16 protein-coding genes are annotated in these 13,503 nt (G+C 37.1%); all 16 read left to right on the top strand.

Annotated elements, in window-relative coordinates:
• Positions 1 to 16 precede the first annotated feature (16 nt).
• Positions 17 to 472, top strand: a complete 456-nt coding sequence (locus tag ACHUE4_RS00930; RefSeq protein ID WP_394187396.1) for a chemotaxis protein CheW — start codon at positions 17 to 19, stop codon at positions 470 to 472.
• Between the two features lies 1 nt (position 473).
• Positions 474 to 1,112, top strand: a complete 639-nt coding sequence (locus tag ACHUE4_RS00935) for a chemotaxis protein CheC (protein ID WP_394187397.1) — start codon at positions 474 to 476, stop codon at positions 1,110 to 1,112.
• A complete protein-coding gene (locus tag ACHUE4_RS00940; RefSeq protein WP_394187398.1) occupies positions 1,109 to 1,606 on the top strand; it encodes a chemotaxis protein CheD in 498 nt (165 codons plus the stop codon). Before ACHUE4_RS00935 ends, ACHUE4_RS00940 begins: the two co-directional genes overlap by 4 nt.
• Positions 1,606 to 1,908, top strand: coding sequence for a hypothetical protein (locus ACHUE4_RS00945; RefSeq protein WP_394187399.1), 303 nt, complete (start codon positions 1,606 to 1,608; stop codon positions 1,906 to 1,908). The genes ACHUE4_RS00940 and ACHUE4_RS00945 overlap by 1 nt, the downstream gene beginning before the upstream one ends.
• 612 nt (positions 1,909 to 2,520) lie before the next feature.
• Complete coding sequence (locus tag ACHUE4_RS00950; protein WP_394187400.1) at positions 2,521 to 3,294, top strand: FliA/WhiG family RNA polymerase sigma factor; 774 nt, start codon at positions 2,521 to 2,523, stop codon at positions 3,292 to 3,294.
• A 14-nt stretch (positions 3,295 to 3,308) separates the two neighbouring features.
• Positions 3,309 to 3,614: an RNA polymerase subunit sigma gene (locus ACHUE4_RS00955; protein ID WP_394187401.1), complete on the top strand. Its 306-nt coding sequence runs from the start codon at positions 3,309 to 3,311 to the stop codon at positions 3,612 to 3,614.
• 8 nt (positions 3,615 to 3,622) lie between these two features.
• Entirely contained in the window at positions 3,623 to 4,102 is a 480-nt protein-coding gene (locus ACHUE4_RS00960; RefSeq protein ID WP_394187402.1) for a DUF6115 domain-containing protein, read from the top strand.
• Positions 4,103 to 4,253: 151 nt separating this feature from the next.
• The gene (gene rpsB / locus ACHUE4_RS00965) at positions 4,254 to 4,970 is read left to right on the top strand and encodes a 30S ribosomal protein S2 (RefSeq protein WP_394187403.1); all 717 of its coding nucleotides are present in this window, start codon (positions 4,254 to 4,256) and stop codon (positions 4,968 to 4,970) included.
• A gap of 94 nt (positions 4,971 to 5,064) precedes the next feature.
• Positions 5,065 to 5,949: a translation elongation factor Ts gene (tsf, locus tag ACHUE4_RS00970; protein WP_394187404.1), complete on the top strand. Its 885-nt coding sequence runs from the start codon at positions 5,065 to 5,067 to the stop codon at positions 5,947 to 5,949.
• A gap of 122 nt (positions 5,950 to 6,071) precedes the next feature.
• Entirely contained in the window at positions 6,072 to 6,800 is a 729-nt protein-coding gene (pyrH, locus tag ACHUE4_RS00975) for a UMP kinase (RefSeq protein WP_394187405.1), read from the top strand.
• A 32-nt stretch (positions 6,801 to 6,832) separates the two neighbouring features.
• Positions 6,833 to 7,354, top strand: a complete 522-nt coding sequence (frr, locus tag ACHUE4_RS00980) for a ribosome recycling factor (protein WP_394187553.1) — start codon at positions 6,833 to 6,835, stop codon at positions 7,352 to 7,354.
• A 175-nt stretch (positions 7,355 to 7,529) separates the two neighbouring features.
• A complete protein-coding gene (locus tag ACHUE4_RS00985) occupies positions 7,530 to 8,315 on the top strand; it encodes an isoprenyl transferase (RefSeq protein ID WP_394187406.1) in 786 nt (261 codons plus the stop codon).
• Positions 8,316 to 8,320: 5 nt separating this feature from the next.
• Positions 8,321 to 9,115 carry a phosphatidate cytidylyltransferase gene (locus ACHUE4_RS00990; RefSeq protein WP_394187407.1) on the top strand — a complete coding sequence of 265 codons (795 nt, stop codon included), beginning with the start codon at positions 8,321 to 8,323 and terminating at the stop codon, positions 9,113 to 9,115.
• A 15-nt stretch (positions 9,116 to 9,130) separates the two neighbouring features.
• Positions 9,131 to 10,279 (top strand): 1-deoxy-D-xylulose-5-phosphate reductoisomerase, encoded by a 1,149-nt coding sequence (dxr, locus tag ACHUE4_RS00995; protein WP_394187408.1) that lies wholly within the window; start codon positions 9,131 to 9,133, stop codon positions 10,277 to 10,279.
• A 45-nt stretch (positions 10,280 to 10,324) separates the two neighbouring features.
• The gene (gene rseP / locus ACHUE4_RS01000) at positions 10,325 to 11,584 is read left to right on the top strand and encodes an RIP metalloprotease RseP (protein ID WP_394187409.1); all 1,260 of its coding nucleotides are present in this window, start codon (positions 10,325 to 10,327) and stop codon (positions 11,582 to 11,584) included.
• Positions 11,585 to 11,743: 159 nt separating this feature from the next.
• Positions 11,744 to 13,456: a proline--tRNA ligase gene (locus ACHUE4_RS01005; protein ID WP_394187410.1), complete on the top strand. Its 1,713-nt coding sequence runs from the start codon at positions 11,744 to 11,746 to the stop codon at positions 13,454 to 13,456.
• The last annotated feature ends 47 nt before the right edge of the window (positions 13,457 to 13,503 follow it).

The raw sequence follows: 13,503 nt of genomic DNA on the forward strand, positions 1-13,503 counted from the left end.
GAGAGGGTGCGGAAAAATGACAGAATTAAAAGCAATGGATGATTTAAAAGTTATCGTATTTGAACTAATGAATAAAGAATATGTAATTCCAGTAAGCCAAGTGCAGTCAATTGAAAAAATGATGCACATTACACGTGTACCTAAGACACCTTCATTTGTAAAAGGAGTTATAAACTTACGTGGAGTAGTCACACCAATCATCGATTTACGTGAACGTTTTAACTTGCAGGCAAGTGAAGCCAATGAACAATCTCGTATGATTATGATTAAGCTTGAGGATATGGAAGTTGGATTAATCGTCGATGCTGCAAATGATGTATTGGACATTCCTTTATCCGCAATCGAACCTCAACCTGATGTAGTCGGTTCAATTGAATCTGAGTTTATTGGAGGCGTTGCAAAACTGGAACGTCGACTGCTTGTCATGCTGCAATTAGAAAAGGTATTGAATCCAATTAAGCAGGCCATATAATATGGGGATTCATCAAAATATTACATCTATACATTTAGATGTTTTAAAAGAAATTGGTAATATTGGAGCTGCTCATGCAGCCACAGCATTATCCAGTCTTTTAAATAAGAAAATCGATATGAAAGTTCCAAAAGTTGAAATGGTGTCTTTTAATGACATGATGGATCTTGCTGGTGGACCAGATAATGTCGTAACGGCTATTTATCTACGAATCGAGGGAGATGTTTCAGGTAGTATGTTCTTTATACTACCAATTGAACAATCAAATGCTTTCATTCGAAACTTAATACAAGATCCTACATTTGATTTTGAAAAACCCCCTTTATCAGAGATTGGAATTTCGGCCATGCAAGAGCTAGGAAATATTTTATCAGGTTCCTATCTATCGGCACTTTCAGATTTCACTAGATTAAAAATATATCCTACTGTGCCAGCATTAACTGTAGACATGGTAGGAGCAATTATTAGTTTTGGTTTAGTAGAATTGTCTCAAGTTAGCGACTACGTTATTGTAATTGACACAGCAATTCATGAAGAAGATGTGCCGGGATCAGAAGATGTGAGAGGCCATTTCTTTTTACTTCCTGACCCAGAATCGTTTGATTCCATTTTTAAATCATTAGGAGTTACCTTACCATGATCATTACAAGGCAGGTTGTCAAAGTAGGTATTGCAGATATGAATGTGGCAAAAAATCCGGATACAATTCGGACATCTGGTCTTGGGTCTTGTGTGGGTGTAGTTTTGTATGATGAGTTCCAAAAAATTGCTGGATTAGTCCACGTTATGTTACCTGACTCAAGTCTTAATCGCACTGAGTCTATCAATCTTGCGAAATTCGCTGATACTGGTATACCTGCCATGATCGAACAGTTAAAACTTGAAGGTGTTCAACCATTTAAACTGAAAGCAAAAATTGCTGGCGGCGCACAAATGTTTCAATTTGCATCAAGCCGAGATACTTTGCGAATTGGGCCTCGAAACGTAGAAGCGGTAAAAGCATGTTTGCTCCAGTTTAAAATTCCATTAATCGCAGAAGAAACAGGCGGTAGCAGCGGGAGAACGATTGAATTTGACCCATCTACTGGACTATTAAATATTCGAACGGTTAACCAAGGAGTGATTGATATCTAATGGTTGGTTCTATATTATCTAATTGTTGGGCAGCTTTAATTGCCTTTTCATTGTATTTTGCTCTTGCTTTACCAAATGGCACTCCCATTTCCATACTTACAGGATCGTTTATTTGGGCCCTAGTACTATTCCTTCTCACATTTATTATTCGATATTTGCTCTATTACGTATGGCAATCTGAAGAGATGCCAGTTTTAGACTTAATTGAACAAGTGGAGATTGCACAACAAAAATCCAACGAACCGAACCCATCATCTGAAGAAATGGCTGCAGTCGTAAAGCAATTATTGAAAGATGAATAAAAGTACAGATATCTAAGGCAGCTGAATATATTCAGCTGCCTTAAATTATGATTAAAAAATAAAATTCACTTCTAAGTCTTTAACAATTGAGCCTGTAAGGTCTAGCGTGTTTCGCTTTCCGCAGGTGTCTCAAGAAATAGCCACCCATTTTGACACTGTAATTTATATCAACATACTTAAAGTGGTGGTCATGATAACTTCACAAGCTAACCAATCGTTGATACAGCTGTTTTTACGATAAGAGATTTCACATGAAGATACTCCGTGTCATAACTTGCAATTACCTATGTTGAAGTTGGAAATAATATAGTAAATGGTAGATATCCTTATATGAACAAAAATATAGATAATTCATCTTTACCTCAATTTCAGTTGATTGAAATGGAGGTGGCGACTCCGGCGGAATCAGCAAGAACTGAAGACCCTGGACTGAGCATAGCGAGGGAAGCGGCTGAAGTCTTGCCCGCGGAAAGCGTCCACCGCAATGAAAATCAACATTTATTTTATTTGTTTAATTCATAGGCAGCTGAGTGTATTCAGCTGCCCTTTTTGTCGAAAAATTTGTTATAATGTTCTTAATATATATTTTTTTACAAATGATAGGGGGATTCGATGACACAATCCAATCAATCCGACGAACAACGTAACTGGCAACTATGGATAAACGAAAAAGATCCAGATGCAGGCGATTTGTTAATCCGTAAATATACCCCCTTGGTTAATTATCATGTCCAAAGAATTGGTGCAGGTCTACCCAAGAATGTCTCAAAAGATGACTTGAAAAGTTTAGGGATGATGGGGTTATTCGATGCGCTTAATAAATTCGAGCCTCAAAGGGACTTGAAATTTGATACATATGCATCGTTCCGTGTTCGAGGAGCAATTATTGATGGTCTAAGAAAAGAAGATTGGCTTCCACGATCAACTAGAGAAAAGGCTAAAAAGTTAGAGGCTAATATTGAAGAATTAGAACAAAAATTGATGAGGCATGCGACACCCGAAGAAGTGGCTGCGCATGTTGATTTACCTGTTGATGATATTTACCGAACTGTCCAAGAACATTTCTTTTCAAATGTCTTGTCGATTGATGAACAAATACAAGACAGTGAAGAGGCTGAAGGCAAATCATTTGTCATTCGTGATGTCGAAACGAAATCACCAGAACAACAGCTGGTAAAGGTCGAATTATTAGGAGACCTTGCAGATCGCATAAAATTATTAAACGAAAAAGAACAACTAGTTCTCAGTTTGTTCTATACAGAAGAGTTAACACTAACCGAAATCGGTGAAATGCTAAATTTATCGACCTCAAGAATTTCACAAATTCATTCTAAAGCCCTATTTAAGTTACGAAAGTATTTAACCAGTGAAATGTTAAATGCCTAATTGGGGGAAAACATATGAGCCTAAAAGGTGTCGAATTACAAATTGCCATACCCAAAACATTTGACGCTGGCAAGATGTCTGATACATCAAATCAGTTAACTTTAAGAAACCAAGAAGCTGCTTCCGATGCCATGATGCGACAATTAGAACGAAATCGTTCAACCGTCACAACGACATTGCATGCTGAAGAATTACATCAAGAGAAAGATCCTAAACATCATGAGTCTGAACAGCAAGAGGAACAAGAAGAAAATAGTATAGAAACCAAAGTTGTGTCAAAGCATCCCTATAAAGGGAATTTTGTGGACTTTAGTGGATAGGAGTATCTATGTCAGGTGTGTTATTAACATTTTTATTTATTCTTCAATTTGTTTCTTTTTTTCTAATCGCATTATTATTCACTAGACTATCTAATGCGAAAGAGATAGAAAAGCAACACGAAGAATTTATGAAAGAAATGGACGATGCAGTAAGTGCGTATTTATTTGAAATAAAAGATGAAAATAACCGTTTAATCGAAGAGTTGGCGATAACGAATGAAACGAATCACTTTATAAAAAAAGAAGAAAAAACACCAATAGATGAGATTCCATTTTCACCTCGGTCAACTGTTTCGAAAAGTGCAGTAGCAAAACTTTATCAACAAGCTTCCCCTGTTAAAGAAACAGTAGAGAGTAAAAATGAACTAACTCCACAAAATCAAGTTTTAGCTTTATCAAACGCTGGTAAATCAATTGAAGAAATCGCTAAGGAATTAGGAAAAGGGAAAACTGAAATTGAACTTATGTTGAAATTTCACCATGAATAGGTTGCAGTACTATTTTATATATGGTATATTATCAAATGGTGTTATCACACACGCATTTGGATAGTGACAAGTGGTCCTTATTAAATTAAGGTCTTGTGCTCTAGTTGAAGAATGCGGAGGGAAATTAAACCAAACCAGGAGGAAACAAAAAATGTCAGTAATTTCAATGAAACAATTACTTGAAGCTGGTGTACACTTCGGTCACCAAACTCGCCGTTGGAATCCAAAAATGAAAAAATACATTTTTGTTGAACGTAACGGAATCTACATCATCGATCTACAAAAAACAGTTAAGAAACTTGAAGAAGCTTATGCTTTCATGCGTCAAGTTGGAGCAGATGGTGGTAAAGTTCTTTTCGTAGGTACGAAAAAACAGGCACAAGATGCTATCAAAGAAGAAGCAGAGCGTTCAGGTATGTACTACATTAACCAACGTTGGTTGGGTGGTACACTAACTAACTTCGGTACTATTCAAAAACGAGTTAATCGTATGAAAGCTATCGAAAAAATGGAAGAAGACGGTACATTCACAGTTCTTCCTAAAAAAGAAGTAGGACAACTTAAAAAAGAACACGAACGTCTTGTTAAATTCTTAGGCGGTATTCGCGACATGAAAGGGACTCCAGATGTTATGTTCATCGTTGACCCACGTAAAGAGCGTATTGCTGTTGCAGAAGCTATCAAATTACACATTCCAATCGTTGGAATTGTAGATACTAACTGTGACCCTGATGAAATTGATTATGTAATTCCAGCAAATGATGATGCGATTCGTGCCGTTAAATTATTAACAGCTAAAATGGCAGATGCTTTAATGGAATCAAGACAAGGTGAAGAACAAGCTCCAGCTGAAGCTGCTGCAGAATAATTCACATGTACGATAAAGGTGATAAGCGGCTAAACCCCTTATCACCTTTTTTTGAGAAAAAGACACTCATATATATTGATAGGAGGAAACAAAAATGGCAGTTACAGCACAAATGGTAAAAGAATTACGTGAAAAAACAGGCGCAGGTATGATGGACTGTAAAAAAGCATTAGTAGAAACAAATGGTAATCTTGAAGAGGCAATCGATTTCTTACGTGAAAAAGGTCTTTCAAGTGCTGCTAAAAAAGCAGACCGTATTGCTGCTGAAGGTACAACATCTATTTTAGTAAAAGGTAATGAGGCAGTACTTCTTGAAGTAAATGCTGAAACTGACTTCGTTGCTAAAAACGAAGGGTTCCAAGTACTTGTTAAAGAATTAGCTGAACACTTGTTAGCAACTAAACCAGCTTCTGTTGAAGAAGCAACAGCTTCTACACTTCCAAATGGTCTTACAGTGGCTGATCACATTTCAAATGCAATTGCTAAAATTGGTGAAAAAATCACTTTACGTCGATTTGTTGTTCGTACAAAAACAGACAATGATGCTTTCGGTCCTTACCTTCATATGGGTGGACGTATTGGCGTATTGGTAATGCTTGAAGGATCTACAAACGAGCAAGCTGCTAAAGATGTTGCAATGCATGTTGCTGCATTAAACCCACAATTCATTTCTCGTGATGAAGTTTCTGAAGAAGAAGTTGACCGCGAGCGTAAAGTGTTAACTGAGCAAGCTTTAAACGAAGGCAAGCCAGAAAACATTGTTGCTAAAATGGTTGAAGGTCGTCTTGGTAAGTATTTTGAAGAGGTTTGTCTTTTAGATCAATCTTTCGTTAAAAATTCAGATCAAAAAGTACGTGATTTCGTTAACTCAACTGGCGGAACAGTAACAGAATTCGTTCGTTACTCTGTTGGTGAAGGAATTGAAAAACGTCAAGATAACTTCGCTGAAGAAGTTATGAGCCAAGTAAACAAAGGGTAATTATTATTCGGTTAGTCACTTTATGTGATGAACAGAATATACATCCAATTATACGATTTTACCTAGGGGGCACGATTTTGTGTTCCCTATTTTTCCACAAAAAAGTGTGATGGAGGATTCCTATGAGCGAACCACAATACAAAAGAGTTGTACTAAAGCTAAGCGGAGAAGCATTAGCAGGGGAGCAAGGTTTTGGTCTATCACCCCAAATTATTATGTCAGTTGCAGAACAAGTAAAAGAAGTAGTTGAGTTAGGTGTGGAAGTTGCTGTAGTAGTTGGCGGCGGAAACATTTGGCGTGGGAAAATAGGTAGTGAAATGGGAATGGATCGTGCTACAGCTGATTACATGGGCATGTTAGCAACCGTTATGAATTCATTAGCCTTGCAAGACTCATTAGAAAAAGTCGGCATTGAAACTCGGGTTCAATCATCGATTGAGATGAGACAAGTTGCTGAGCCATATATTCGTAGAAAAGCAATTCGTCATCTTGAAAAGAAACGTGTTGTAATTTTCGCAGCGGGTACTGGAAATCCTTATTTCTCTACTGATACGACAGCGGCTCTTAGAGCGGCAGAAATTGAAGCAGATGTTATTTTAATGGGTAAAAACAATGTTGACGGTGTTTATTCAGACGATCCTAAAACAAATAGCAATGCTAAAAAATATGATGAGTTATCTTTCTTAGAAGTTATCCAACAAGGTCTGCAAGTAATGGATTCTACAGCATCAACCTTATGTATGGACAATGATATTCCGCTTATCGTATTCTCAATAATGGAACATGGAAATATTAAACGTGTTGTATTAGGTGAAAAAATCGGAACTGTTGTTAGGAGGAACTCAAATTGACTAAAGAAGTATTAAATCAAACTACTGAAAGAATGACCAAAGCAATTCAAGCATTGACTCGTGAACTTTCAACGATTCGTGCAGGTCGTGCAAGTGCTTCATTGCTTGATAAAATCTTTGTTGATTACTATGGTGCTCCAACACCTATTAATCAAATCGCTGGAGTTGCGACGCCTGAAGCTCGTTTGATCACGATTCAACCTTACGATAAATCTTCACTTGGTGACATTGAAAAAGCAATTCTAAAATCTGACCTTGGTATTTCTCCGTCGAATGATGGAACGTTGATTCGAATTGCCATTCCAGCGTTAACGGAAGAACGTCGTAAAGATTTAGTTAAAGTGGTTAAAAAAGAAGCAGAAGAAGCAAAAGTTGGAATTCGCAACATCCGTCGTGATGCAAATGATGAATTGAAAAAGTTAGAAAAAAATGGTGACATCACTGAAGATGATTTACGCAGCTTCACAGAAGATGTTCAAAAATTAACGGATGATCATATTGTGAAAATTGATCAAGTTGCAAAAGATAAAGAAAAAGAAATTTTAGAGGTTTAAAGAATCGTACGAACCTTATTCTAATTTTCTTTCTTAACGGTAGAACTTTCTTTTAATGAAGACGTCCTTACTACTAGGACGTCTTTTTTTTCGTCAGAATGAAGAATATGCCAGCATTTTTTGTTATGATAAGAAAGAAACCGTTCCGAGATGTAAGTAAAGTGGAGGCTCCAATATGTTGAATAAACTCTTTCGGCGTAATACTGAACGACCGAACCTAATGTTAGCGGAACGAATTTCGCTAGTGAAAAATGAAATGATACCTACTCACATTGCCATTATTATGGATGGAAACGGGAGATGGGCCAAAAAACGTGCACTTCCTAGAGTAGCTGGACATCATGAAGGCATGAAAACCGTTAGAAAAATTACACGATTAGCGAATGATCTAGGCGTGAAAGCCTTAACTGTATATGCTTTCTCAACCGAAAATTGGAAACGACCAAAAATGGAAGTCGATTTCCTCATGAGGTTGCCGGAAGAATTTTTAGGTACGTATTTACCAGAACTAATTGAACAAAATGTTCGTGTCGAAATGATGGGAGAAATCGATTCAATTCCACCACATACACACGCTGCTGTTAATAAAGCAATGCTTGCAACAAAAGACAATACAGGATTAGTTTTAAACTTCGCATTAAACTATGGAAGTCGCTCAGAAATTACAAAAGCAACTCAAAGTCTTGCTGAACAAGTGAAACAAGGCAAGTTACTGCCTTCTGAAATCACAGAAGAAATGCTTTCACAACATTTAATGACTTGCTCATTACCTGAACCGGACCTATTAATTCGTACAAGTGGGGAAGTCCGTCTTAGTAATTTCATGCTTTGGCAATTAGCTTATACAGAATTTTGGTTTACTGATACGTTATGGCCTGATTTTGATGAAAGTTGTTTACTTGATGCAGTGGAGAGCTATCAGAAAAGGAATAGACGTTACGGAGGATTGAAAGGGGAGTAAAGCACTTGAAACAACGCATACTCACAGCTGTGATAGCTGCTGCATTTTTTATACCGATTGTCATTTTAGGAGGTCTACCATTCACTATATTGGTGTATGCGATGGCAACTGTAGCTTTATATGAAATTTTGAAGATGAAGGGACTATCCCTTTTTTCTGTTCCAGGATTAATATCATTGTTTGCTTTGTTTGTATTTTTATTACCTACCAAATGGGCAAATCAATTAATGGATTTAACTAGCTACACAAAAATAGATTTAGCACTTATAACCATATTAATTTTACTTACTTATATTGTTGTAGTAAAAAATCGTTTTAATTTTGATGATGCAGCCTTTTCGATTTTAGGTGCTCTATATATTGGAATCGGATTTTTCTATTTTGTTGAAACGAGAATGGCTGGTATTGAATATGTCATTTTTGCATTAGGAATTGTGTGGACAACGGACTCGGGCGCCTATTTCATTGGCAAAAAATTTGGTAAGAACAAATTATGGCCTGATATTTCACCGAACAAAACCATTGAAGGTTTTGTTGGCGGGATTATAACGGCCATTGTTTTTGCGCTCATTTTTCAGTTCATCTCTCCTTTCCCAATTTCAATCATTGCTTTAATCCTTGTTACAATCATTGCTTCTATTTTCGGGCAAATCGGTGATTTAGTTGAATCTGCTTTAAAGCGACAATACCAAGTAAAGGATTCAGGTGATATTTTACCTGGGCACGGAGGAATATTAGACCGATTCGATAGTTTATTGTTCGTGCTACCATTATTACATTTCTTGCATTTTGTTGGATAAAGGGGATTGAATTGCATGACGAAGCATATAAGTTTATTAGGCGCTACAGGATCAATTGGAATACAAACGCTTGATATTATAAAAGAACATCCAGAAGAATTTAATTTAGTTGCCTTTTCTGTAGGTCGTAACTTGGACAAAGCACGCGAGATTCTTCGTGATTTCAAGCCTTCACTAGTGTCTGTACAAGAAGAAGCAGACTCTCGAGTGCTTCAACAAGAATTCCCTAAAATTCAATTCACATATGGCTCGAAGGGGTTAGTTGAGGTCGCAACCCACCCTGATACGAGTGTACTTGTGAATGCGGTTTTAGGAAGCGTAGGTTTAGAATCAACATTAGAAGCTATTAAACAACAGAAGACCATCGCTTTGGCCAATAAAGAAACACTCGTAACAGCAGGACATCTCGTTATGGCTGCCGCTGAAAAATACCAGACTTCTATATTACCTGTGGATAGTGAGCACTCAGCACTGTTTCAATCAATGAATGGGGAAAACCGCAGTGAGATCAGTAAACTGATTTTAACAGCATCTGGAGGCAGCTTCCGTGATAAGACGAGAGAAGAATTAGCCGATGTAACCATTAAAGATGCTTTAAATCATCCGAATTGGTCGATGGGCGCCAAGATTACAATCGATTCAGCTACGATGATGAACAAAGGTTTAGAAGTCATCGAAGCTCATGTGTTATTTAATATCCCTTATGATGATATTGAAGTTGTATTACATAGGGAAAGTATCATTCATTCAATGGTGGAATTCAAAGATACAAGCATAATGGCCCAATTAGGTACACCTGATATGAGGGTACCTATTCAATATGCATTATCGTATCCGAATCGTTTGCCTAGAAAGAATGCAAAACGGTTAAACTTAGTCGAAATAGGAAAACTTCATTTTGAAGAAATGAATATGAAACGATTCCATGCTTTGAAGTTAGCCTATGATGCAGGACGAGCTGGTGGGACAATGACAACTGTACTAAATGCTGCAAATGAAGCGGCAGTAGCCTTATTCCTGGAAGAACGTATTTCATTCCTGGAAATTGAAGAGTTGATTGAAAGAATCATGGACGAACATCAAATTGTTTCAAAACCTGATTTGGAGACAATCCTTCATGTAGACGCTGAAACAAGAAAAGCCATTCAAAACATGGTAAAATAATTAAAGCTTTGAGTGAACTGAAAAGCTAGATAAAGGTGGGATACCATGGAATCAACCATTGCGTTTATATTAATTTTTGGATCACTTGTTTTCTTTCATGAATTAGGACATTTTATTTTCGCCAAAAGAGCAGGGATTATGGTAAGAGAATTTGCCATTGGTTTTGGTCCGAAAATTTTAGGATTTACGAAAGGTGAAACTTTATATACCATCCGTTTATTACCTTTAGGTGGATATGTGCGTATGGCTGGTGAAGACATGGACTCGGTTGAATTACAACCAGGTTTTCGTGTCGGATTACTTCTAAATCGAAATGAAGAAGTCACAAAAATTGTTTTAAATCAAAATAAACTTTTGCCAGACATGCTTTTTCTAGAAGTTGAACGTTCAGATTTAGAAAAAGGTTTGTGGATAGAAGGCTATGATGAAGAAGAACGTTTAGTACGTTATACAGTTTCTCGGAATGCTGTCATCTCTGAAAATGGCAAGGATACACTTATTGCTCCTTACGATCGTCAATTCGGTTCGAAATCGATTGGGAAACGAGCGATGGCTATCTTTGCAGGACCTTTATTTAATTTCATTTTGGCCTTTTTCATTTTCTTAGCGATTGGATTGCTTCAAGGTGTTCCTACTTACGAACCAGTGATTTCTGGTGTTCAAGATAACGGCCCCGCAATTGAAGCAGGCATTCAAGAAGGAGATTTAATAACTAAAATTAACGGTCAAGCAATTGATTCATGGCAACAATTAGCTGGAAAGATTCAAGAAAGTCCCGGCAAAGAGCTGAATTTTGAATATGTCCGTGATGGAGAAACCTTACAATCGAACATTACGCCAAAAACAATTGAACAAAAAGGACAAACTTTTGGTCAAATTGGTGTGTTATATGAAAGTCCAGTTGAAAAAAATCCGCTTAAAGCAGTTGCTTATGGCGCAGAACAAACATATACATGGATTCTTAAAATCTTTGAACTACTCGGTATGCTTGTAACAGGTCAGTTTACAATCGATGCATTGTCTGGTCCAGTAGGGATTTATAAAGCTACTGAAGAAGTTGCGCAATACGGGGTGTTCAATTTAATGAATTGGGCAGCAATTTTAAGTATTAATTTGGGGATTATGAATTTACTCCCACTACCTGCTTTAGATGGTGGCCGCTTACTATTCTTCTTGTTCGAAGCAATTCGTGGAAAACCGATTGACCGACAAAAAGAAGGCATGGTTCATTTCGTTGGAATTATGTTGCTGATGGTTCTTATGGTTGTTGTAACATGGAACGATATTCAACGATTTTTCTTTTAATTAATACTTAATTCATTGTCAATGAAGATATTCACATAAAGAGATCTCACCTAAGCTTAATAGCTAGTGGTCTCGAAGACATTTCACTAACGCAGTGTTTCTTACTAAAGAATTCAAAAATCACTAAAATACGTATTCGTTTGAGGAGCTTATTTATTTATGAAACAGAGTCAAACTTTTATACCAACACTACGAGAAACGCCAGCAGATGCAGATGTTAAGTCACATCAAATGTTATTAAGATCAGGATTCATTCGTCAAAACACAAGTGGAATTTATTCATTCTTACCGCTTGGTAAACGAGTTCTACAAAAGGTAGAACAAATCGTTCGCGAAGAAATGGATGCTATTAATAGCGTTGAAGTGCTAATGCCTGCTATGCAACAAGCTGAACTATGGCAAGAAACAGGTCGTTGGTATTCATATGGACCAGAGTTGATGCGCTTAAAAGACAGACATAATCGTGAATTTGCGCTTGGTGCAACACATGAAGAAGTGATTACGTCACTTTTGCGTGATGAAATAAAATCTTATAAAAAATTACCTTTAACGCTTTATCAAATTCAATCGAAATTCAGAGATGAAAAACGTCCCCGTTTCGGTTTGTTGCGCGGCCGAGAATTCCTAATGAAGGATGCTTATTCGTTTCATGCAACACGTGAAAGTTTAGATCAGACTTATGAAGATATGGTTCAAGCTTATTCACGAATCTTTACACGTTTAGGACTTAATTTCAGAGCAGTAATTGCAGACTCAGGTGCTATTGGCGGAAAAGACACACATGAATTCATGGTACTTTCGGAAATTGGCGAAGATACAATTGCTTATTCAGACTCATCTGATTTTGCTGCAAATATTGAAATGGCCGAAGTGAATATGAAGTACGACGTATCAACTGAAGAGTTACTTGAAATGGAAAAAGTGAACACGCCAGATCAAAAAACAATTGAGCAAGTTTCAAGTTTCTTGAATGTGAGTCCACAACAATGTATCAAAACATTAGTATTTAAAGCTGATGAAGAATTCGTTATCGTTTTAGCGCGTGGCGACCATGAAATTAATGACATTAAGGTGAAAAATGCCTTACAAGTAAAAACAATTGAATTGGCTAGCGAAGAAGAAACAAAACAATTAATGCAATGTGAAGTGGGATCCCTTGGTCCTGTTAAACTTCCGGTTGGTATAAAAGTTTTAGCAGATCACGCAGTTGCTTCTATTCGAAACGGGGTTTGTGGGGCGAATGAGGCTTCTGTTCATCTAACTAATGTGAACCCAGAAAGAGATTTCGCAGTAGACCAGTATGAAGATCTTCGTTTCATTATAGAAGGCGACCCATCACCTGATGGCAAAGGAACAATTGTCTTTGCTAAAGGCATTGAAGTAGGACATGTATTTAAATTGGGAACGACTTACTCTGAACCAATGAATGGTACTTTCTTAGATGACAATGGTCGTAGTCAACCTTATATTATGGGTTGTTATGGAATCGGCGTTTCTAGAGTCATGGCAGCTGTAGCCGAACAATACCAAGATGAAAAAGGATTTACTTGGCCTGGTGCTGTTTCTCCATATGACGTTCACTTAGTACCTGTAAATACGAAAGAAGAAACACAAGTGGCTTTAGCAGATGATTTATACAAGCTTCTTAAATCATATCGTTATGATGTGTTATATGATGACCGTGCTGAGCGTGCGGGAGTTAAGTTTGCGGATGCAGATTTGATCGGACTTCCAATTCGAATAACAGTTGGAAAAAAAGCATCAGAAGGCATTGTTGAAGTGAAAATTCGTCATTCTGGTGAATCATTTGAGTGGAGCAGAGAAGAAGTATTAGACCATTTACAAACATTTTTCCGTACATTCAATCAGTGATTCGTAAAAATACTTTGTGTTAAACACATGGCAAAGAAGTAGGAAGA

The sequence above is a fragment of the Paenisporosarcina quisquiliarum genome, assembly GCF_043641925.1.
Classification (GTDB): Bacteria; Bacillota; Bacilli; order Bacillales_A; family Planococcaceae; genus Paenisporosarcina; species Paenisporosarcina quisquiliarum_A.

Bases quoted from the DNA above. Each gene is read 5' to 3' on its own strand.
- ACHUE4_RS00930 (WP_394187396.1), top strand. From the start codon at position 17: ATGACAGAATTAAAAGCAATGGATGATTTAAAAGTTATCGTATTTGAA.
- ACHUE4_RS00960 (WP_394187402.1), top strand. From the start codon at position 3,623: ATGTCAGGTGTGTTATTAACATTTTTATTTATTCTTCAATTTGTTTCT.
- dxr (WP_394187408.1), top strand. From the start codon at position 9,131: ATGACGAAGCATATAAGTTTATTAGGCGCTACAGGATCAATTGGAATA.
- ACHUE4_RS00945 (WP_394187399.1), top strand. From the start codon at position 1,606: ATGGTTGGTTCTATATTATCTAATTGTTGGGCAGCTTTAATTGCCTTT.
- ACHUE4_RS00950 (WP_394187400.1), top strand. From the start codon at position 2,521: ATGACACAATCCAATCAATCCGACGAACAACGTAACTGGCAACTATGG.
- ACHUE4_RS01005 (WP_394187410.1), top strand. From the start codon at position 11,744: ATGAAACAGAGTCAAACTTTTATACCAACACTACGAGAAACGCCAGCA.
- ACHUE4_RS00940 (WP_394187398.1), top strand. From the start codon at position 1,109: ATGATCATTACAAGGCAGGTTGTCAAAGTAGGTATTGCAGATATGAAT.
- rpsB (WP_394187403.1), top strand. From the start codon at position 4,254: ATGTCAGTAATTTCAATGAAACAATTACTTGAAGCTGGTGTACACTTC.
- pyrH (WP_394187405.1), top strand. From the start codon at position 6,072: ATGAGCGAACCACAATACAAAAGAGTTGTACTAAAGCTAAGCGGAGAA.
- frr (WP_394187553.1), top strand. From the start codon at position 6,833: ATGACCAAAGCAATTCAAGCATTGACTCGTGAACTTTCAACGATTCGT.
- ACHUE4_RS00955 (WP_394187401.1), top strand. From the start codon at position 3,309: ATGAGCCTAAAAGGTGTCGAATTACAAATTGCCATACCCAAAACATTT.
- rseP (WP_394187409.1), top strand. From the start codon at position 10,325: ATGGAATCAACCATTGCGTTTATATTAATTTTTGGATCACTTGTTTTC.
- tsf (WP_394187404.1), top strand. From the start codon at position 5,065: ATGGCAGTTACAGCACAAATGGTAAAAGAATTACGTGAAAAAACAGGC.
- ACHUE4_RS00985 (WP_394187406.1), top strand. From the start codon at position 7,530: ATGTTGAATAAACTCTTTCGGCGTAATACTGAACGACCGAACCTAATG.
- ACHUE4_RS00935 (WP_394187397.1), top strand. From the start codon at position 474: ATGGGGATTCATCAAAATATTACATCTATACATTTAGATGTTTTAAAA.